We start from the raw sequence: 19,578 nt of genomic DNA on the forward strand, positions 1-19,578 counted from the left end.
GCGGGGGTCAGCGCAGGCGGGCGAGAGCGCTCTCGATCAGCGGGTGCAGGTCGTCCACGTTGTCCGGCAGCTGGTCCAGCGGCCACCACTGCAGGTCGACCGACTCGGCCGAGCGGACCGGGCGCGCGCCGACCGGGGCGCGGACCAGGAAGCGGACGTCGAAGTGCCGGGTCGGCTTGCCGAGCGAGCACGTGATCGGGTGCACGTCCAGGTGGATCGGCGTGGGCTCGATGCGCAGGCCGGGGATGCCGGACTCCTCGGTCGCCTCGCGCAGCGCCGCCGCGGCCAGCGTGGCGTCCTCCGGTTCGCAGTGGCCGCCGAGCTGGAGCCACCGGCCGACGCGCGGGTGCAGCGTCAGCAGGGCGTGTTCCGCGGTGGCGTCGAGGACGAGCGCGGACGCGGTGAGGTGGCCGGGTTCGCAGGAGCGCCGGCAGGCGTCCTCGCGGGCGGCGAGGAAACCGAGGTACGCCTCCCTCAGCGCGTCCTGGCCGGTGAAGCGGCTCAGCGTGGAGACCGCGTCGTCGTGCAGTGTCACAGCTCGATCAGCCCTTCCAGCGGCTCGCGCGGGACGAGTGGTTCGGCCGGGTGGCCGACCGCGACCGCGCCGAGCGGTTCCCAGTCGCCGGGGACGCCCAGCACGGACCGCACCAGGTCCGCGCAGAAGATCGTCGACGACACCCAGCACGAGCCGAGGCCCTCGGCGGCGAGCGCCACCAGCAGTCCCTGCACGGCGGCGCCACCGGCGATGGTGAACATCGTCTTCTCGGCATCGGCCCTGCGGTCGTCGGGGTAGGTGTGAGCACCGTCGCGCACCAGGAACGGCACGACGATCTCCGGGGCCTCCACCAGCAGGTCGCCGCGGCGCACGCGGCGCGCGACCTGCTCGTCGGTGAACCCGTCGCCGCGCAGGTCGCTCTCCCACTGCTCGCGCATCGCGCGCAGCAGCTCGGCGCGCTTCTCCCGCACCAGGACGAACCGCACCGGCTTCGTGTGGTGCGGGGCGGGCGCGGTCAGTGCCGCACCGACGGCGCGCTTCAGCACGTCGAGGTCTACGGGCTCGGGCGAGTAGAACCGCACGGACCGGCGCATCAGCACGGCTTCGGCGCGGCCCTGGGCGAGCGCCTCCTCGGTGCCGAGCCGGAACAGGTCGTACTCGGTCGGGCGGACGAGGTCGCGGGCCGTGGAGCCGTCGTCGACGACCTCGAACCCGCGCAGCACCGCCACCGGCACCGAGCCGAGCTTGCCCTTCACGAGGTCCGCCGCCGCCGCGATCTCGTCGGCGACGGCGACCAGCGTCACGGCGAGCTGGTTGCCGTGCCGGTCGACCGTGCCCGCGTAGTCGTGCAGCACGCGGATGCCGGACGAGCCGATCGCGGCGTCGGTCTGGCCGACCCGCCACGCGCGGCCCATCGTGTCCGTCACCACGACGGCGACCTCGACGCCGAGCAGGCCCCGCAGCGCACCGCGCAACGCCGCCGCCGACCCGTCCGGGTCCACCGGCAGCAGCGCGATCTCGTCGCCCGCCACGTTCGAAGCGTCCACACCGGACGCCGCCTGCACGATGCCGAGCTTGTTCTCGGTGATCAGCGTGCGCATCTTGCGGGCGATCACGCGGACGGACTCCGCGGCGACGTGCTCGCGCCGGATCCTGTCGCGTTCCTCCGGGTCGGCGGGAACGGCGACGAGGCGTCCCTCTACTTTGGACAGCACCTTGGACGTGACGACGAGCACGTCGCCGTCGCGCAGCCAGGGCGCGGCCCGGGCGATGGCGCCGGCCAGGTCGTCGCCGGGGCGGAACTCCGGGAGCCCGGTGACCGGCAGCAGCTCCAGCGCGGGCGCGGCGTGGTCAGCCAACGTCGACCCCGGCGAGCTCCAGCGCGGCACGGGCCATCCGCGCCGTCGCGTCCACATCGGACATCAGCAGCGGAACCGCGCGCACCGCGACACCGGGGACGTCGGCGCGGTCGCCGGTGTGCACCAGCCACGCGTCGAGGATGCCGTCCTCCGAGCACTTGCGGGAGCCGTAGTGCTGCCCGACCGCCTCGGCCGTGGTCTCCACGCCGATCGCGTCGAGGCAGGCGTCGGCCATGCCGCGCAACGGTTTCCCGCCGATGATCGGCGACAGGCCCACGACACCGGCGTCGGTCTTGCGCAACGCGTCGCGCACGCCGGGCACGTTCAGGATCGTGCCGATGCTCACAACCGGGTTGGACGGGGCGAGCACCACGGCGTCGGCCTCGGCGATGGCCTCCAGCACGCCGGGCCCGGCGGTGGCGTTCTCGGCGCCCACGAACGCGAACGACTTCGCGGGCACACCGGCGCGGTGCTTCACCCACCACTCCTGGAAGTGGATGGCCTTCGTCTCACCGTCGAGCTCGACGACGACGTGGGTCTCCACCCGGTCGTCGGTCATCGGCAGCAGCCGCACGCCCGGCTGCCACCTGTCGCACAACGCCTCCGTGATGGCCGACAGCGGGTAGCCGGCGCGCCACATGCGGGTGCGGATGAGGTGGGTGGCGATGTCCCGGTCGCCGAGCCCGAACCACGTCGGTTCGGCCCCGTAGGCGGCCAGCTCCTCCTTGACGGTCCACGACTCGCCCTCGCGGCCCCAGCCGCGCTCGGTGTCGATCCCGCCGCCCAGCGTGTACATGCAGGTGTCGAGGTCGGGGCAGATGCGCAGCCCGTGCATCCAGACGTCATCGCCGGTATTGACCACCGCGGTGACCTCGGCTCCCAGAGCCTTGAGTCCCTGCAGGAACCTCGCGCCGCCGACCCCGCCGACCAGTGCTACGACCTTCACGCCGTGCCATGCTTCCACAGCGGTCCGGACGGCCTACAGGTAGAGCCAGAACATGAACGCGGCGCGGCCGAAGTCCGCGAGGCGCGGGTCACCGCCGACCGCCTCGAACGCGAAGCCGGCGGCCTCGAAGAACAGGTAGTTGACCTCGCGGAAGCTGATCAGCACGGCGAACAGGACCAGCGGCGCCCACGGCCGGGCCTGCGCGCCGACGTGCTGTGCCTTGGGCGACAGGTAGGGCTCGATCACACCCCAGCCGTCGAGTCCGGGGATCGGCAGGATGTTCAGCACGAACGCGATCACCTGGAGCATGGCGAGGAAGGAGATCGCCGCCGCCAGCGCGAGCGGGGGCGAGAAGACCGTCACGACCAACGCGAGCAGGATGCCGATCAGGAGGTTCGCGACAGGCCCCGCGAGGGAGACGAGCGACTCGACCTTCTTCGACCGCAGGGCGTAGTGGTTGATCCACACCGCGCCGCCCGGCAGCGGGAGGCCGCCGAACACCAGCAGCACGAGCGGCAGCACGATGCTCAGCACGGGGTGGGTGTAACGGCGGATGTCGAGGGTGAGATAACCCTTGTCGCGTACCGAGAAGTCGCCGCCCCTGTACGCCACGGCGGCGTGCCCGAACTCGTGCAGGCACAGCGTCACCGCCCACCCGGCGAGCACGAACAGGATGGTGCCCGAGATGATGGCGACGTCACCGTCGAGGAGGGTGAGAGCCGCTCCGGCGGCGGTCACCGCGAGCAGACCGAGGAACAGAGGGCTGGGGCGAACCGCTGATCGCTTCACCCCACCAGTGTGGCGTGTCGGCAGGCGTGGTGGGCCGTTCGGGGACAGGTTCCGAAACGTGGATCACCGTCTGTGCAGCGCGTCAAGGTTTTTGCGGCCATCTGCGCGAATATCCCCCGACGTGTGGACTCCACTTGACCCCCTGCTGTGACGCAGGTGTAATCACATCGGTGTCATTCGTCGTTGTGGGAGCGGCGTCTGGCGTCCGCCAACCGGGGAGAGCGGAAGGCGAGGAGGCGGACGAAATGCAGGAATTCGAAGAGCTCGAAGAAGATCACGTCAGCCAGCCGGTCGTGCAGGGCGAGCTGTCGTACCTGTACGACCCTGCCGACGAGCAGGACTGGCAGGAGCGTGCGCTTTGCGCGCAGACCGATCCCGAGGCGTTCTTCCCGGAAAAGGGAGGGTCGACGCGGGAGGCCAAGCGCATCTGCCTGGGCTGCGAGGTCCGTTCGGAGTGCCTGGAGTACGCACTCCAGCACGACGAACGGTTCGGCATCTGGGGCGGTCTCTCGGAGAGGGAGCGCCGCAAGCTGAAGAAGCGGGCCGTCTGAAGCGTGATCTTCGTGCCTTAACTTGAGGATGTGACAAGTCCTCACCCGAGGCTCCGGACAGCGCCGGTGCTGTGCGTCCTGGTCTGCCACGACGGAGACCGGTGGCTCAGCACGGCGCTGTCCGCTTTGCGGCGCCAGAAAATTCGTCCGAGGCACGTCATCGCGGTCGACACCGGATCGGGCGACCGCACTCCGGCGCTGCTGAAGAAGGCGCTGCTGGCGGAGGCGGGTGACCTGCTGGACGGTGTGCTGACCCTGCCTCGTGGCACGGGATTCGCCACCGCCGTGCGCGTCGCCGTGGAGCACGCCGTCGACAGGTGGGGCGATCCCGGCAAGTGGCTGTGGCTGCTGCACGACGACTGCGCGCCCGAACCGGACTGCCTGACGGCCCTGCTGACCGCGGCCGAGGTGTCGCCGTCGGCCGCCGTGCTCGGTCCGCTGTGCCTCGATTGGGTGGATTCCCGGCTCGTCGTCGAAGCGGGACTGTCGACGGATTCTTCAGGACATCGACAGCTCGGGCTTTCCTCCGCGGAGCACTCGGCGACGTTCCGGCAAAGCACCGAGGTGCTCGCCGTCTCGTCCGCCGGTTCGTTGATCAAACGTGAGGTTTGGCACGCGCTCGGCGGTTACGACGAAGCGATGCCGCTGCTGCGCGATGATCTCGACTTCGGGTGGCGCGCTAATCGCTCAGGTCATTTGGTCCTGTGCGTACCGGTCGCACGCATGAGACATGCGCGGGCCGCGACTAAAGGCGACCGCCGTTTGGACGCGGCGATGGCACGCCCCGGTCCCTCATTTCGGGGGGTCGACCGCGCGCACGGCATGCGCACATTCTTGGTCAATTGTTCAGGTTTCTCGTTCCTGATCGGACTGCCGCGGCTGCTGGTCCTGTCGCTGCTGCGCGCGCTCGGCTTCCTGCTCCTGCGGCGGTTCGCCGACGCCCACGCCGAAGCCGGAGCGGCCCGCTACCTGCTGACACGGGCCCGGCTGCGGGAGGGGCGCCGCACCCGCCGCGGCTCACGGGTCGTTCCCGGACTCTTCACCAGCAGGCTCACCCGGTTCCGCAACGCGCTGCGCGCCGGCGCCGCGTTCCTGGTCCGTCGCCGGGTGCAGGCCGACGCCGCACTGGGCAGGCTGCCCGTGACCGACTCCGGCGCGACCTGGCTCGATCCGTCCGAAGTGGACTCGCCGCCGGTCGGCCCCGCCGCGTTGCCCGCGGGCGCCTCCCGCGGCCGTCCGCGCGTGGCCGGGCTGCGCCGTCCGGCCGTCGTCGTGTCCGTGGAGGCGGCGCCGGACGAGGCGAAGCCGGCACCGCGGCCACGTCCGTCACCGGGACCGCGCGCCGGTGCCGAGGTCGTCTTCGTCGAGGTCGACCGGACGCGGGTGCTGCGGTCGCTGCTGCTGTCACCGCCGGTGCTGCTGTTGCTTTCGCTGTCGGTGGTCGCGATCGTCGCGAACTGGTCGCGTCTCGGGCTGGACCTCGCCGGTGGCCGGCTGCTGCCTGTCGGGTCGCTGGGCTCGGTGTGGTCGACGTACCTGGAGTCGTGGCATCCGGTGTCCGGCGGCACCTCGGCACCGGCTCCGGCGGCGCTCGCCGTGCTCGGCTTGATGCCCGGCGGTCCGTCGTTCGCCGTGGCGATGTTGTTGCTCGGCGACATCCCGTTCGCCGCGTTGTCCGCCTACATCGCTTCGCGCGGGTTGCGGGTGCGCAGGTCGGTGCGGGCGGTGGTGGCGGCGTTCTACGGACTGCTGCCCGTTGCCACGACAGCGGTTTCCGAAGGGCGGCTCGACGTCGTCGTCGTGCACGTCGTGACGCCCGTCGTCTTCGCCGGTGTGTACGCGGTGCTGCGGGCGTCGTCGACCCACGCCTGGTTGCCGATGGCTTCCGGGACCTCGCTCGGGGTCGCGGTGATCGGGGCGTTCTCGCCGCTCACCCACACGCTCGTGATCGCGGGGGCGTTGGTCGGGTTCGTCGCGGTGACGGGTGGGGCCCGCCGGATCGCGGCGCTGTTCGCGATCGTGCTGCTGCCGATGGCGTTGCTGCTGCCTTGGCCTGCGGTGCTGGTGCAGAACCCGGAGATGGTGTTGAACGGGCTCGGGGCCGCGTTCTCGTCTCCGCCGCCGAACCTGGTCGTGTGCTCGGTGTTCGCCGTCGGCGCGTTTGCCGCTGCCGTGTTGCGGCCCAACGCGGCGATGCTGCCCGGGGTGCTGGTGATCGTGCTGGCCGTGGGGGCTCTTGCCGCTGTCCTCGCGGTCGGTGCCTGGCCCGGGGCGCCGTTGGTGGTGCTGGCGTGGGGGCTCGTCTGGGTCGTGCTGGCCGCTTGTCGGCGTGGGGTGGCGCCAGGGGTCGCCGGGTCTGTCCGGGTGCGGCGGGCTGTGTACCTGGTCGGGGTCGTGGTACTGGCCAGTCTGACCGTGGCCGGGTTCCTGGATCTCCGGTCTGGGCCGTTGCGCAGCGGTGGCGGGGTGTCGTTGTCGTCGAGCCTGACCGCCGAGCTGGAGCGGACCGGGCGGTCTGTGCTGGTGCTCGGGTCGCCGGTGCGGCAGGTCGCCGGGCGGATGCCTGCCTTCGGGGACGACGACCTGGTGCCGGTGTCGTCGTCGCCTGCTCGGTTGCGGCGGTGGAACTCGGCTTTGCTGGACGGGACGCCTGACGCGGTGAAGACCGCGTTGGCTCAGGCCGCCGCTTCCGGGGTGGTGTTCGTGGTGTTGCCGTCTTCGGAGGCTGCTGCTCGGGTCGCTTCTGCCGCCGGGGAGCTGGTTTCCACCGCTCCTCCGGCTTCTGACGGGCGACCGGTTCTGCGGGTCCGGTTGGCTGGGGACACCGGGGTTCTGCTGGCGCCCGAGTTGGCTCGGCGGGCTCGCACCGGTGGGGACCCGCCTGAGGTTTTGGCTGCTGAGGGGATTTCTCCGGTCAACGTTTCGTTGCCCGAGGTGGCTGTTCGGGTTTCTCCTGGTGGGGAGGGGCGGGTGCTCGTCCTCGCCGCCGAGGACGAGCCGGGGTGGCGGGTGTTCGTGGACTCCGTCGAGGTGCCTGTGGTCCGGGTCTGGGGGCATTTGGTGGGGGTGCCGTTGCCGTCCGACCGGGCTGAGGTCCGGGTTTCGATGTCGTCTGTCTGGCGGGATTTCCTGGTGCTGGGGCAGGGGGCGGCTGTTTTGTTCACGCTGCTGACCGCTGTGCCCGGGAGGCGGAGGAGCGCTGTTTAGGGCGAAGAACTCCACCCCGGAACCCCCCGGCTTCGCCGTCGCGTGGTGCGCGCCGGGGGTGTGAGAGGCGTCTCAGCGAGGGCTGCTAGCCCTCGTCGATCACGTCGGGGTCGAGGCCGAGGTAGTTCGCGACCTGTTCCACCAGGACGTCGTGGACCAGGTCGGCCAGGTCCGCGCCGTCTTTCGCCCTGGCTTCCAGGGGGCGGCGGTAGAGGACGATCCTGGCTCTGTTCTCGCTGCCTGCCGGGAGCAGGCGGGCCAGGGGGACGTTGCCGTCCTCCACCACGCCGTCCTCGCCTTCCACCTGTACTTCCGGGACGTCGTCCACGGCCACGTCGAGCTGGGTCAGCTCGGTTCGCCAGCGGGCTTCGATGGGTTCCAGGGCTTCGATCACCAGGGCGTCGAAGCGTTCTGCCCTGGAGCGGGCGGCGGGGAGGGTGGCCGGGTAGAGGGGACCGCGCAGGCCGCGGCCGTGCCGGTCGCGGTTGCGTCGACGCGGCGAGTCCTGTCGCCGTGAACCTCGTGCCATCACCACAACAGAGCAGCCTAGTTGCTCCCCCCGAAGAGCAAACACAGCGTGCCTCACACACAGCCTCGCGTGGACGCGCTATCGTCCCCGATCGTGCGGAGCGTGAGACGGTGCTCGCGAACCGGGTGTGCTAACCCGGCTGTCGCCACGCTCACCTACGCCTATGCGGACTCCACCGCAGTCGTCGGACCGCTCGCCACGTACTCCGAACCGCACAGCTACGACCTGTGCGAGGAGCACGCCCTGCGGCTCACGGCGCCGCGTGGCTGGGAGGTCGTGAGGCACCAGGGTGAGTTCGCGGCGCCCGAGCCGACAGTGGACGACCTGACGGCGTTGGCCGAGGCGGTGAGGGAGGCCGGGCGTGCCGATGTGAGCCCGAAGCTGCCCGACGTGCCCGCGGGCACTCATCGGCGCGGTCACCTGCGCGTATTGCCCGATCCGCACGAGGACTGACCGCACCACCACACGCACCTCTGATCCGCTCGCCGGTAGGCTGCCTGACCAGTGGCCGTCAAGAGCGAGTTCCTGGGAGTGTGCGGCGTGCGTGACCTGTCCGGCATCGTCAAGGCGTACGACATCCGTGGGGTGGTCGGCGAGCAGCTGGACGCCGCCGTGGTCCGGGACTTCGGCGCGGCCTTCGCGCGGCTCGTCGGCGGGCCCGCGATCGTGATCGGTCACGACATGCGCGACTCGTCGCCCGCGCTGTCGCGTGCCTTCGCCGAGGGGGCGCAGGCGCAGGGCGTGAACGTGATCAGCATCGGCCTGGCCAGCACGGACATGCTCTACTTCGCCTCCGGCAAGCTCGACCTGCCGGGCGCCATGTTCACCGCGAGCCACAACCCCGCCAAGTACAACGGCATCAAGCTCTGCCGCGCGGGCGCGTCGCCGGTCGGGCAGGACTCCGGGCTCGCGCAGATCCGCCAGGACGCCGAGAACCAGGTGCCGGACGTCGAGGGCGTCGAGCCGGGCACCTTCGAGGAGCGGAACATGCTCGTCGACTACGCGGCGTACCTGAACGAGCTGGTCGACCTCAGGAACATCCGCCCGCTCAAGATCGTGGTGGACGCGGGCAACGGCATGGGCGGCTACACCGTGCCGCAGGTCTTCGAGGGCCTGCCCATCGAGGTCGTCCCGATGTACTTCGAGCTCGACGGCAGCTTCCCGAACCACGAGGCCAACCCGCTCGACCCGAAGAACATCGTCGACCTGCAGGAACGCACCCGCGCCGAGGGTGCGGACGCCGGTGTCGCGTTCGACGGCGACGCCGACCGCTGCTTCGTCGTCGACGAGAACGGCGACCCGGTCAGCCCGTCCGCGATCACCGCGCTGGTCGCCGTGCGCGAGCTGGCCAAGGACCCCGGCGGCACGATCATCCACAACCTGATCACGTCGCACGCGGTGCCGGAGATCGTGCGGGAGCACGGCGGCAAGCCGGTGCGCACGCGCGTCGGCCACTCGTTCATCAAGGAGGAGATGGCCAAGACCGGCGCCATCTTCGGTGGCGAGCACTCCGCGCACTACTACTTCCGCGACTTCTGGCGGGCCGACACCGGCATGCTGGCCGCACTGCACGTGCTGGCCGCGCTGGGTGAGCAGGACGGCCCGCTGTCCGCGCTGACCTCGGCCTACAACCGCTACGCCGCGTCCGGTGAGATCAACTCGACGGTCGCCGACCAGGTCGGCCGGATCGCCGCGATCAAGGACGCCTACGGCTCGAAGGACGGCGTCACGATCGACGAGCTCGACGGCCTGACCGTGCAGCTCGCCGACGGGTCGTGGTTCAACCTGCGCGCGTCGAACACCGAGCCGTTGCTGCGCCTGAACGTCGAAGCCGCCACCCCCGAGGCCGTCGCCGCGCTCAGCGACGAGGTCCTCGCGATCGTCCGGGCCTGAGGAGAGAACGCCGTGGCCGTCAAGCTCGAACAGCAGTTGCTCGACATCCTCGCCTGCCCGTGCCCCGAGCACGCGCCGTTGCAGGTCGGGACCGCCGCCGACCCGGAGGCGGACTTCCTCACGTGCACCGCGTGCGGGCGTTCGTTCCCGGTGCGCGACGGCATCCCGGTGCTGCTGCTGGACGAGGCGGTCGAGCCGCCTGCGGCTGGGTGACACCGGTGCTCGACGACACGCTGCTCGACGACGCGAACCGCCTCGCCGACGCGGACACGGGTGCCTGGCTGCGCGCCGCCGCGCGGGCGGGTGCCCAGGTCCGCGCCACCGCAGAGGCAGCCGCCGAGGCGGGGGTGGACCGGATCTTCAACGAACGCCCCCGCGCGGTCGTGCTGGTCACCCGGCCCGGTCACGCGGTGTCGGTGGCGGGCGTCGTCGTGGCGTTGCTCGGACCCGGCTGCCCGGTGCCGGTCGTGGTGGCCGACGAGGTGCCGCCGTGGGTGGGTGCGCTCGACGTGGTGCTCGCCCACACCGAGGACCCCGGTGACCGGGTGCTCGCGGAGTCGATCGACCGCGCGGTGCGCAGGGGCGCCAGGACGTTGCTGACGGCGCCGGACTCCGGTCCGATCGCCTCGGCCGCGGCGGGCCGCGCCGTGCTGCTGCCGCCGCGCGTCGACGTGCCGCCGGGCTTCAGCTTTCACCGCGCGCTCACCGCGTGGATCACCGTGCTGAACGCGCTGGGGCTGCTCAAGACCGACGTGGAGGTGCTCGCGGACGAGCTCGACCGCGAGGCCGAGCGCGACCACCCCGTGCACGAGTCGTTCGTGAACCCGGCCAAGTCGCTCGCGTTGCGCGTCGCCGACCGCACGCCGCTGCTGTGGGGCCTCGACGAGGTCGCCACGTCGGTCGGGGTGCACGGCGCGAACGTGCTGGCCGCGTTCGCCGGGGTCGCCAGCGACGTCGCCGGGTACCCGCAGGCACTCGCCCGCCCGGTCCTGCACCGCCGCGCGGTGCAGGGCACCTCCGGTGCGGACCTCTTCGCCGACCCCGACGACGAGCCGGGCAGCGGTCTCGTGCGCGTCCTGCTGCTGGCCGTGCGGCAGGGCCCGGTGGCCGAGGCGATGAGACACGCCGCCGAGGACGCCCTGCCGGGCGCCGACGTGCTGGAGCCGGCCGTCGAGGTGGCGGGAGGCGACGCGGTGAGCGCCGCGCTGCTCGCGCTGCGCTTCGAACTGGCCGCGCTGTACCTCGGGCTCGCCGCCGGGACGCTCGGCGGCAACCCGTACTGACTTGGGAGCTGAGAAGAGAAGTGGACCTGCTTCACAACGCGGTGAGGCCGTACGCGTGGGGATCGCGCACGGCCATCGCAGAGCTGCTCGGCAAGGAGGTGCCCGCACCCCATCCCGAGGCAGAGCTGTGGATGGGCGCCCACCCCGGCGACCCGTCCCGCGTCGACGGCGTGGACGGCGTCCAGCGCTCGCTGCTCGACCTGCTGACCGAGGACCCGGACCGCCAGCTCGGCCCGCGCGTGACGAAGCGGTGGGGCAGCAGGCTCCCGTTCCTGCTCAAGGTGCTCGCCGCCGACGAGCCGCTCAGCCTGCAGGCGCACCCGTCGGCGGCCCAGGCGGCGGAGGGGTTCGCCGCCGAGGAGGCCCGCGGCGTCCCGCTCGACTCGCCGGTGCGCAACTACAAGGACCCGGCGGCCAAGCCGGAGCTGGTCTGCGCGCTCACCGAGTTCCACGCCCTGGCGGGCTTCCGGTCGCCCGACCGCACCATCTCCCTGCTGCGTTCGCTCGACGCGCCCGCGCTCGCCCCGTACACCGAGATGCTGGTCGCGCAGCCGGACTCGTCGGGCCTGCGCGCGCTGTTCACGATGCTGATCACGCTGCCGCAGACGTCGCTCGCGGTGCTGCTGCCGCAGGTCCTCGACGCGTGCGTGCTGCACGTGAAGGAGCACGGCGAGTTCGACCTGGAATGCCGCACGATCCTGGAGCTGGGCGAGTCCTACCCCGGCGACGCGGGAGTGCTCGCGGCGCTGCTGCTCAACCGCCTCGTGCTGCAGCCCGGCGAGGCGATCCACCTGCCAGCCGGCAACCTGCACGCCTACCTGCGCGGCACAGGCATCGAGATCCTCGCCAACTCGGACAACGTCCTGCGCTGCGGCCTCACCCCCAAGCACGTCGACGTGCCCGAGCTGCTGCGCGTGCTCGACTTCACCTGCGGCGACATGGAGGTGCTGCTCGGCGAGGAGGTCCAGCCCGGCGTGCGCGTCTACCGCACGCCCGCGCCCGAGTTCGAGCTGTCCCGCCTGGACCTGACCCGCGAGACCCGCGTCCACGACGACGGACCGCAGATCATGATGTGCTCCGAGGGCGCGGTGGTGCTCACCAACGCCCGCGGCGACGAGCTGCGGCTGGCCCGCGGCCAGGCCGTCTGGCTGCCCGCGTCGGACCCGGCGGTGCTCGTCCGGCCGGATGGTGTTGAATCCGCTCAACTTTTCCGCGCGACGGCAGGAACCGACTAAGGTCCCGTCCGGACAAAGCGGACTGGCGCAGCGAGGAGACAGGCGTGTCAGCAGGGGGCGGAACCAAGGCGATCATCGCGGCACTGGTGGCGAACGCCGGTATCGCGGTGGCCAAGTTCGTCGGATTCTTGATCACCGGCTCGTCGTCGATGCTCGCCGAGTCGGTGCACTCGGTGGCCGACACGTCGAACCAGGGCCTGCTGCTGCTCGGCCAGAAGACGGCCCAGCGCAAGGCGACCAGGCTTCACCCGTTCGGCTACGGCCGCGACCGGTACTTCTGGTCGTTCGTGGTGGCGCTCATGCTCTTCACCCTCGGCTCGGTCTTCGCGCTGTACGAGGGCATCCACAAGCTCCAGCACCCGGAGGACCTCTCCAGCCCGCTCGTCGCGGTCGGCATCCTCGTCGTCGCGATCGGCCTGGAGACCTACAGCTTCCTGACGGCCATCAAGGAGTCGAAGCTCATCAAGGGCAACGCCACCTGGTGGGAGTTCATCCGCAACTCGCGCACCCCGGAGCTCCCGGTCGTGCTGCTGGAGGACGCGGGCGCGCTCATCGGCCTGGTGCTGGCGCTGCTCGGCGTCGGCCTGTCGACGGTCACCGGCAACCCGGTCTTCGACGCGCTCGGCACCGTCGCCATCGGTCTGCTGCTGGGCGTCATCGCGATCATCCTGATCATCGAGATGAAGTCGCTGCTGATCGGCGAGGGCGCTTCGGACGCCGACCTCGACGTCATCTGCGGCGAGCTGGCCACGGGCAAGGTCCAGAAGGTCATCCACATCAAGACGCAGTACATCGGCCCGGACGAGCTGCTGGTGGCGGCGAAGATCGCCCTGGAGCCGCGCCTCCCGCTCGACGAGGTCGCCCAGGCGATCAACGACGCCGAGACGCGGGTGCGGGCGAAGGTGCCGCACGCCCGGCTGATCTACCTGGAGCCGGACCTCGACCGCTCCACGGTCACCCACAGCTGACGGCTTTTCTCCGCACGCGGGGCTCCTTCGTACTGTCACACAGTACGAAGGAGCCCCGCGTGCGATTCGGCGGAGGCGGGGGCGGGGCGGGGCGGGGGGCGGGGCGTTCTGCGAGACAAAACGCAGGACAGACCCGGCCAGTCGCTATAACCGGTAGTCGCGCTGGATACCTCATAGGGTGGGCCGGATCGGGGTTCCATCAAGGAGGTATGCACCGTGCCGGGGAATGGGTTGTGGCGCACCAAGACGATCGAGCAGTCCATCGCGGACACCGACGAGCCGGGTACGAAGCTCCGCAAGGACCTCACGGCGTGGGACCTCACGGTCTTCGGTGTCGCCGTGGTCATCGGGGCCGGCATCTTCACGCTCACCGCCAGCACCGCGGGCAACATCGCCGGGCCGTCGGTCTCGTTGAGCTTCGTGCTCGCCGCTGTCGCTTGTGCGCTGGCGGCGTTGTGCTACGCCGAGTTCGCCTCGACGGTGCCGGTCGCTGGTAGCGCGTACACGTTCTCCTACGCCACGTTCGGTGAGTTCGCCGCGTGGATCATCGGGTGGGACCTGGTGCTGGAGTTCGCGGTCGGGTCTGCCGCCGTGGCCAAGGGGTGGTCCGCCTATCTGCAGACGACGCTCGGGTTGCTCGGGTTCGACGTCAAGACCGAGGTGGGCGACGGGGTCAAGTTCGACTGGGGTGCGGTGCTGCTCGTCGCGGTGCTCACGGTGTTGCTGGCGTTGGGGACGAAGTTGAGTTCGCGGGTCAGTGCGGTGATCACGGCGGTCAAGGTCGCTGTGGTGCTGCTGGTGATCGTGCTCGGCATCTCCTACATCAAGGCCGAGAACTACAGCCCGTTCATCCCGCCCGCCGCCGAGGGCGGGCCTGCCGCGCACACCGGGATCGAGCAGTCGTTGTTCTCGCTGATCACCGGGTACTCGGGGAGCACGTACGGCGTGCTGGGGATGTTGGCCGCGGCCAGCATCGTGTTCTTCGCGTTCATCGGGTTCGACGTCGTGGCCACCACGGCCGAGGAGACCAAGAACCCGCAGAAGGCCGTGCCGAGGGGCATCCTCGGGTCGCTGGCGATCGTCACGGTGCTGTACGTGGCCGTCACGCTCGTGATCACCGGCATGGTGCCCTACCAGAAGCTCGCGACCCAGCCGGACGGCACTCGTGCGACGCTCGCGAGTGCGTTCTCGGACAACGGGGTCGACTGGGCCGCCACGGTGATCTCGGTCGGGGCGCTCGCCGGTCTGACGACCGTCGTCATGGTGCTGATGCTGGGGCAGAGCCGGGTGTTGTTCGCGATGTCGCGGGACGGGTTGCTGCCGCGTGGTCTCGCGAAGACCGGACATCGGGGCACGCCCACGCGGATCACGATCATCATCGGTGTACTGGTCGCGGTCGCGGCCGGCTTCTTCCCGGCGGGCAAGCTGGAGGAGATGGTGAACGTCGGCACGTTGTTCGCGTTCATCCTCGTCTCGGCGGGTGTGCTGGTGCTGCGCAGGACGCGGCCCGACCTGTCGCGCGGGTTCCGCGTGCCGCTCGTACCGCTGGTGCCGATCCTCGCGATCCTCGCCTGCCTGTGGCTGATGCTGAACCTGACGGCGCTCACCTGGGTCCGCTTCCTGATCTGGATGGCGCTCGGCGTGGTCGTCTACTTCGTCTACAGCCGCCGGAACTCGGTGCTGGCGAAGGCCGGGGACAGGCCGGTGGAGTCCGATCCGGTGGTGAAACGCGGTGAGGAACCAGGGCACTAGTTCCAGCAACTAACCTGCCGAGCATGGGAAACGCGCGGTGGCTCTCCGAGGAGGAGGGGTACGCCTGGCACCACTTCGTGCAGGCGTACCACCTCCTCGAGAGGCAGATCGAACAGCAGTTGCAGCGTGACGCGGGACTGTCGCACGCGCAGTACAACGTGCTGGTCGTGCTGTCGGAACAGCCCGGCAACCGCATGAGGATGACGGAGCTGGCGCGGCGCGTCGTCGTGTCGAAGAGCTCTCTGACCTACCAGATCGGCAAGATGGAGAAAGCCGGGCTGGTGCGGCGTGAACCGCACGAGTCCGACGAGCGCGGCATCCTCGCCGTGCTGACGGACGTGGGCAGGACGTTGTTGCGCACCACCGCGCCCGGTCACGTCCTCACCGTCCGCGAGTACCTGATCGACCTCTTCACGCCGGAACAGCTCGCGCAGCTCGGCGACTTCATGCGGATCGTGCACGAGAAAGCCGACGACTGAACGCTGACCGCAAGCCCCACCCCTGCTTCCTGTGGGGAACGTGGGGCCCCGGCGTTCCCCACAGGGAAACGTAGGGCTCCCGCGTTACCTCTGGAGAGAGTGCTGAAGGGGTGGGCAGCGGTTGTGGGGGAGCGCTCAGAGGGTCAGCAGGTCTTGTTCGTCCAGCCAGTCCGCCACGTCGTCGGCGGTCTGGCTGGACACGTCCAGCTCCATGACGGGCAGGATCGACCGGGCCGCGAGGGCGCGGAGCTGGCGCTGTTCCTCGATGAACGGCTCCAGCGAGGCGTACTGCTCCGGCTTCGCGCTGATCTTCAGGCGTTCCTCCCGCGCCTGTTCGAACGTGTCCTCGGGGCGCGTGCACAGCACGATCGCGAAGTTCAGCGGCTTGAGCCGTTCCTCCAGCCAGCCGAAGTCGAGGTCGCGGCCCTGCCTGGCCTGGTAGGCCATCGTGGACAGGTGGAACCGGTCGACGATCCACGAGTAGTAGCGCTGGAGCTCGAACATGCGCACCCACGTCTCGTAGGTCTCGATCGCCTGCGCGGTCTCCTCCGGCGCGAAGTTGATCAGCCCGCGGCCCCACGGCTCGTTGGTGAACCCGCACCACTCGGCGGAGACCAGCGGCGAGTGGTAGCGGTACCGGCGGTGGCCGACGAGGCGCGGGTGCTCGTTGAGTGCGAACGCGAGGTCCGTCTTGCCGGTCAGGCGGGTGCCTTCGAGGATCACCTTGGGCGTGAGCTTCATGGTGGTTAGCTTGCCTCGTGATCCTGTGTCTCGACGTCGGTTCCACCTGGACGAAGGCCGCTCTCGTCACCCCCGAGGGCGAGCTGGTCCGCACCGGGCAGCACCCGACCACGCCTCCCGAGGTGCTGCGCGGCATCGACGCGCTGCGTGCCGAGGTGGGCGACGGCGAGGTGCTGGCGTGCTCGTCGGCCGGAGGCGGGCTGCGGCTCGCGGTCGTCGGGCAGGAACGCGTGGTCAGTGCGGAGGCCGGTTATCGGGTCGCGCTGTCGGCCGGCGCGAAGGTCGTGCACGTGTCGGCCGGTCCGGTCGACGTGCGGGCGTTGCGCGCGTCGGCGCCCGATCTCGTGCTGCTGGTCGGCGGAACGGACGGCGGCGACCGGTCCGTGCTGTTGCACAACGCCGCGAAGCTCGCCCGTGTGGCCGTGCCGATCGTGCTGGCGGGCAACGCCGAGGCGCAGCCGGAAGCGTTGGCGCTGCTGGCGGGACGGACCGTGGTGGCGTGCCCGAACGTGCTGCCGGACGTCGGCGAGCTCGCGCCGGAACCGGCGCGCAAGGCGATCCGGGAAGCGTTCCTGCAGCACGTGATCGGGGGCAAGGGCCTGTCGCGCGGCCCGCGGTTCCGCCGCCTCGTGCGGGCCGTGACGCCGGACGCCGTGCTGGCCGGGGTGTCGCGGCTGGCGGCGCAGGACCGTGAGGGCGCGGTGCTCGTGGTGGACGTCGGCGGCGCCACGACGGACGTCTACTCGGCCGTGTCCACTGCGGACAGTGAAGGTCTGGAGAGGACGGTCGCGCTGCCGCCGGACCGCCGCACCGTCGAGGGCGACCTCGGGATGCGCTGGTCGGCGCCGGGCGTCGTCCAGGAGGCGCTGGCGGAACGGCTGACCACCGACGACCTCACGGAGGAGGCCAGGCTGCGTGCCGAGAACGTCGGCTGGCTGCCGGACGACCCGGCCGTGGACGTGAAGCTGGCGTCGTTCGCGGCGATCCTGGCCGTGCGCAGGCACCTGCGGCAGGTCGACGGCCAGCTCGGGCCGCACGGCGCGGGGCTGCTCGTGCTGTCGGGCGGGGTCTTCCGCCACACGCCCGACATCACCCCCGCCGTGGACGCACTGCGCGCCGACCCGGTGCTGCGTCCCGTGCTGCGGACCGCGGAGATCACGGTGGACCGCGACTACGTGCTGGCACCGGTGGGCCTGCTCGCCGAGTCGGGACGGGTCGAGGCCGCCGACCGGCTCGCGAAACGGCTCGCCTGAGGACTGCTCCGCCAGAGGTCCTGTCCCGCCGCTCCCTGCCCACCCACCGTGTGTCACCCACCCAGCGGTCGCCGCCTCCTCTGCGTGACGTGGCTTTAGTACGCGGGGGCCCCGCGTACTCGTGGACGGAACGTAGGGCCCCCGCGTTCCCGGCGGGAAACACGAAAGAGAGTTGTTAGCGGGGCGAGGCGTTTACGGACAGCACTGCTGGAAGCATGGCTAGGAGGCTGCTTCTTCCTCGTCCTCGTCGACGAACTCCAGCAGGTCGCCGGGCTGGCACCGCAGCACCCGGCACATGGCCTCCAGCGTGCTGAACCGCACGGCCTTCGCCCGGCCGTTCTTCAGCACCGCGACGTTGGCCGGTGTCAGCCCGACCTTCTCCGCGAACTCGCCGACGCTCATCTTGCGCTTGGCCAGCTCGACGTCGATGCGCACGACGATGGCCATCTCAGATCACCGCTTCCATGTCGGAGCGAAGCGTAGTCGCGCGCTGCAGCAGCGCCCGCATCACGATCATCACCAGTCCCACCACGGTGACCCCGGTGGTGAGCAGGAACAGCAGCATCGGCAGGCCGGGGTCGTCGGCGTTGAAACCGACCCACAGGAACACGCCGACGAGCACGACCCATCCCGCCGCGATCGCCCACACCATCACGTCGACCCACTTCAGCGCGCCCTCGGTGAAGATCAGGTCCTTGCGCACCAGCGTGAGCAGCTTCCAGGTGGCCACGACCACGACCTGCACGCAGACCACCCAGAACACCGAGATGATCGTCGCGGGCCAGCGCAGCGGCGCGTCGTTCGGGTTCTCCTGCGCCATGTGCGCGAACTGCCCCGGCAGCGACATGGTCTCGAACACGACGAGGATCCCGAACAGGACCACCAGGAAGACCCGCAGGGCCGTCACGGCCCAACGCTCAGCAATCATGCATCGAGTATCGGTAGTCATCTATCGAAAGTCAATCGGTAGTGATCGTGTCGCAACAGGTCTCTAGAGTGATCGCGTGGGACTGCGCGAACGCAAGAAGGCCGAGACCCGAGCGGCACTGGCAGCCGCCGCACTGCGCCTCGCCCTGGAGAAGGGCGTCGAGGACGTGCGGGTCGACGAGATCGCCGAGGCGGCCAACGTCTCGCCGCGCACCTACAACAACTACTTCCCGAGCCGCGAACACGCGATCGTCGCGGGCATCACGGCCTCCCGGGCCCAGCGCGTGGCGGACGAGCTGCGGTCCCGCCCGCCCGGCGAGCCGCTGGCCGACTCGATCGTCGCCGCGTTCGCCGAGCAGTACCGCGAACCGCCGTCGGAGGCGCTGGCCCTGATCACCTCGACCCCGGCGCTGCGCGAGGTCTACGTCGACTCGGTGACGTCGATGGAACCCCCGATCGCCGAGGTGATCGCCGACCGCCTCGGCGTCTCCGAGCTGGGCGCGTCCGTCCTGGCCGCGGCGGTGTCCGCCGCCGCGCGGATCGCCGTGCAGCGGTGGGTGGACGTCCGCCCGTCCGGCCTCGTCGTCGTGCCGGCCGCCTCTGTCGAGGAGCACCTGCGCGAGGCGATCGGTCACCTCGCGCCCGCTCTCAGGTGAGCTCGTCCCGCAGCACGCACATCAGCAGCGAGTCGTGCCAGACGCCGTCGCGGAAGAACGACCGCCGGTACCGGCCGTCGACCTGGAACCCGACCTTCTGGTAGGACCTGACCGCCCGCTCGTTCGCCTCGACGACACCGAGCTGGATCGACTCCAGCCGCATGGTGTCGAACCCGTACCGGCAGACCGTGCGCAACGCGTCCGTCCCGTAACCGCCGCCCCAGTGGTCCTTCTCGCCGATGTAGATGTCGACCTCCGCGCGGGCGTTGACCGGGTGCACGTCCCGCAACGCGACGACGCCGATGAGCTTGCCCTCCAGCGTCTCGATGCTGAAGGTGACCCGCTCGTGCGAGTTCTCCTGGCGCTCGGCGAACCTCTTGCGCACCGCGGCGAGCGAGGTGTGGAAGTACGCCTGCAACCAGCGCATCACCTCTTCGTCGTTGTGCCAGCGGTAGAAGGTGTCGGCGTCCTCCGGTTCGACGGGACGCAGTCGGACGAGATCCCCGGTCAGCATG

General features: G+C 70.6%; 21 protein-coding genes. 12 read left to right on the forward strand and 9 right to left on the reverse strand.

Annotated features, from left to right (window positions below):
- Positions 1 to 7: 7 nt before the first annotated feature.
- Genes BLT23_RS10560 through BLT23_RS10575 form a run of 4 tightly spaced genes read right to left on the reverse strand, consistent with a single transcriptional unit; the run spans position 8 to position 3,589 of the window.
- Positions 8 to 535: an NUDIX hydrolase gene (locus BLT23_RS10560; RefSeq protein WP_090048113.1), complete on the reverse strand. Its 528-nt coding sequence runs from the start codon at positions 533 to 535 to the stop codon at positions 8 to 10.
- A complete protein-coding gene (locus tag BLT23_RS10565) occupies positions 532 to 1,854 on the reverse strand; it encodes a coenzyme F420-0:L-glutamate ligase (RefSeq protein WP_090048563.1) in 1,323 nt (440 codons plus the stop codon). Before BLT23_RS10565 ends, BLT23_RS10560 begins: the two co-directional genes overlap by 4 nt.
- On the reverse strand, positions 1,847 to 2,800 hold the full coding sequence (gene cofD, locus BLT23_RS10570; protein WP_090048114.1) for a 2-phospho-L-lactate transferase: 954 nt from the start codon (positions 2,798 to 2,800) through the stop codon (positions 1,847 to 1,849). Before cofD ends, BLT23_RS10565 begins: the two co-directional genes overlap by 8 nt.
- 33 nt (positions 2,801 to 2,833) lie before the next feature.
- Positions 2,834 to 3,589: a site-2 protease family protein gene (locus tag BLT23_RS10575; protein WP_090048115.1), complete on the reverse strand. Its 756-nt coding sequence runs from the start codon at positions 3,587 to 3,589 to the stop codon at positions 2,834 to 2,836.
- A gap of 245 nt (positions 3,590 to 3,834) precedes the next feature.
- Between BLT23_RS10575 and BLT23_RS10580 the strand changes: the two genes are divergently transcribed.
- Positions 3,835 to 4,140, forward strand: coding sequence for a WhiB family transcriptional regulator (locus BLT23_RS10580; RefSeq protein WP_245743886.1), 306 nt, complete (start codon positions 3,835 to 3,837; stop codon positions 4,138 to 4,140).
- A 30-nt stretch (positions 4,141 to 4,170) separates the two neighbouring features.
- Positions 4,171 to 7,347, forward strand: coding sequence for a glycosyltransferase family 2 protein (locus BLT23_RS10585; protein ID WP_090048117.1), 3,177 nt, complete (start codon positions 4,171 to 4,173; stop codon positions 7,345 to 7,347).
- A gap of 85 nt (positions 7,348 to 7,432) precedes the next feature.
- Here BLT23_RS10585 and BLT23_RS10590 read toward each other — a convergent pair whose 3' ends face one another.
- Positions 7,433 to 7,876 carry a metallopeptidase family protein gene (locus tag BLT23_RS10590; RefSeq protein ID WP_090048565.1) on the reverse strand — a complete coding sequence of 148 codons (444 nt, stop codon included), beginning with the start codon at positions 7,874 to 7,876 and terminating at the stop codon, positions 7,433 to 7,435.
- Positions 7,877 to 7,969: 93 nt separating this feature from the next.
- On the opposite strand from BLT23_RS10590, the gene BLT23_RS10595 reads away from it, so the two are divergent.
- From BLT23_RS10595 to BLT23_RS10630, 8 genes are all read left to right on the forward strand, one after another.
- A complete protein-coding gene (locus tag BLT23_RS10595; RefSeq protein WP_218133712.1) occupies positions 7,970 to 8,329 on the forward strand; it encodes a DUF3499 domain-containing protein in 360 nt (119 codons plus the stop codon).
- Positions 8,330 to 8,416: 87 nt separating this feature from the next.
- Positions 8,417 to 9,769 (forward strand): phosphomannomutase/phosphoglucomutase, encoded by a 1,353-nt coding sequence (locus tag BLT23_RS10600; protein ID WP_090048569.1) that lies wholly within the window; start codon positions 8,417 to 8,419, stop codon positions 9,767 to 9,769.
- 12 nt (positions 9,770 to 9,781) lie between these two features.
- Entirely contained in the window at positions 9,782 to 9,982 is a 201-nt protein-coding gene (locus BLT23_RS10605; protein ID WP_090048118.1) for a Trm112 family protein, read from the forward strand.
- 5 nt (positions 9,983 to 9,987) lie between these two features.
- The gene (locus BLT23_RS10610; RefSeq protein WP_090048570.1) at positions 9,988 to 11,052 is read left to right on the forward strand and encodes an SIS domain-containing protein; all 1,065 of its coding nucleotides are present in this window, start codon (positions 9,988 to 9,990) and stop codon (positions 11,050 to 11,052) included.
- A 20-nt stretch (positions 11,053 to 11,072) separates the two neighbouring features.
- Complete coding sequence (gene manA, locus BLT23_RS10615) at positions 11,073 to 12,287, forward strand: mannose-6-phosphate isomerase, class I (RefSeq protein WP_090048119.1); 1,215 nt, start codon at positions 11,073 to 11,075, stop codon at positions 12,285 to 12,287.
- Positions 12,288 to 12,331: 44 nt separating this feature from the next.
- Positions 12,332 to 13,255, forward strand: a complete 924-nt coding sequence (locus tag BLT23_RS10620; RefSeq protein ID WP_090048120.1) for a cation diffusion facilitator family transporter — start codon at positions 12,332 to 12,334, stop codon at positions 13,253 to 13,255.
- Positions 13,256 to 13,471: 216 nt separating this feature from the next.
- Entirely contained in the window at positions 13,472 to 15,007 is a 1,536-nt protein-coding gene (locus tag BLT23_RS10625; RefSeq protein WP_090048121.1) for an amino acid permease, read from the forward strand.
- Between the two features lie 23 nt (positions 15,008 to 15,030).
- Positions 15,031 to 15,486, forward strand: a complete 456-nt coding sequence (locus tag BLT23_RS10630; RefSeq protein ID WP_090048122.1) for a MarR family winged helix-turn-helix transcriptional regulator — start codon at positions 15,031 to 15,033, stop codon at positions 15,484 to 15,486.
- Positions 15,487 to 15,621: 135 nt separating this feature from the next.
- On the opposite strand, the gene BLT23_RS10635 is transcribed toward BLT23_RS10630, so the two are convergent.
- On the reverse strand, positions 15,622 to 16,227 hold the full coding sequence (locus tag BLT23_RS10635) for a hypothetical protein (RefSeq protein WP_090048123.1): 606 nt from the start codon (positions 16,225 to 16,227) through the stop codon (positions 15,622 to 15,624).
- A gap of 17 nt (positions 16,228 to 16,244) precedes the next feature.
- Between BLT23_RS10635 and BLT23_RS10640 the strand changes: the two genes are divergently transcribed.
- Complete coding sequence (locus BLT23_RS10640; protein ID WP_090048124.1) at positions 16,245 to 17,480, forward strand: glutamate mutase L; 1,236 nt, start codon at positions 16,245 to 16,247, stop codon at positions 17,478 to 17,480.
- A 219-nt stretch (positions 17,481 to 17,699) separates the two neighbouring features.
- Here BLT23_RS10640 and BLT23_RS10645 read toward each other — a convergent pair whose 3' ends face one another.
- Together BLT23_RS10645 and BLT23_RS10650 are read right to left on the reverse strand one after the other, a co-directional pair.
- Positions 17,700 to 17,927 (reverse strand): helix-turn-helix domain-containing protein, encoded by a 228-nt coding sequence (locus BLT23_RS10645; RefSeq protein WP_090048125.1) that lies wholly within the window; start codon positions 17,925 to 17,927, stop codon positions 17,700 to 17,702.
- Position 17,928: 1 nt separating this feature from the next.
- The gene (locus tag BLT23_RS10650) at positions 17,929 to 18,408 is read right to left on the reverse strand and encodes a DUF2975 domain-containing protein (protein WP_090048126.1); all 480 of its coding nucleotides are present in this window, start codon (positions 18,406 to 18,408) and stop codon (positions 17,929 to 17,931) included.
- A 76-nt stretch (positions 18,409 to 18,484) separates the two neighbouring features.
- Between BLT23_RS10650 and BLT23_RS10655 the strand changes: the two genes are divergently transcribed.
- Entirely contained in the window at positions 18,485 to 19,063 is a 579-nt protein-coding gene (locus BLT23_RS10655; RefSeq protein WP_090048127.1) for a TetR/AcrR family transcriptional regulator, read from the forward strand.
- Here BLT23_RS10655 and BLT23_RS10660 read toward each other — a convergent pair.
- Entirely contained in the window at positions 19,056 to 19,577 is a 522-nt protein-coding gene (locus BLT23_RS10660; RefSeq protein ID WP_090048128.1) for a GNAT family N-acetyltransferase, read from the reverse strand. The genes BLT23_RS10655 and BLT23_RS10660 overlap by 8 nt on opposite strands.
- Position 19,578 lies beyond the last annotated feature (1 nt).

Origin of the sequence: Lentzea fradiae, from assembly GCF_900100955.1 — a bacterium.
Taxonomy (GTDB): domain Bacteria; phylum Actinomycetota; class Actinomycetes; order Mycobacteriales; family Pseudonocardiaceae; genus Lentzea; species Lentzea fradiae.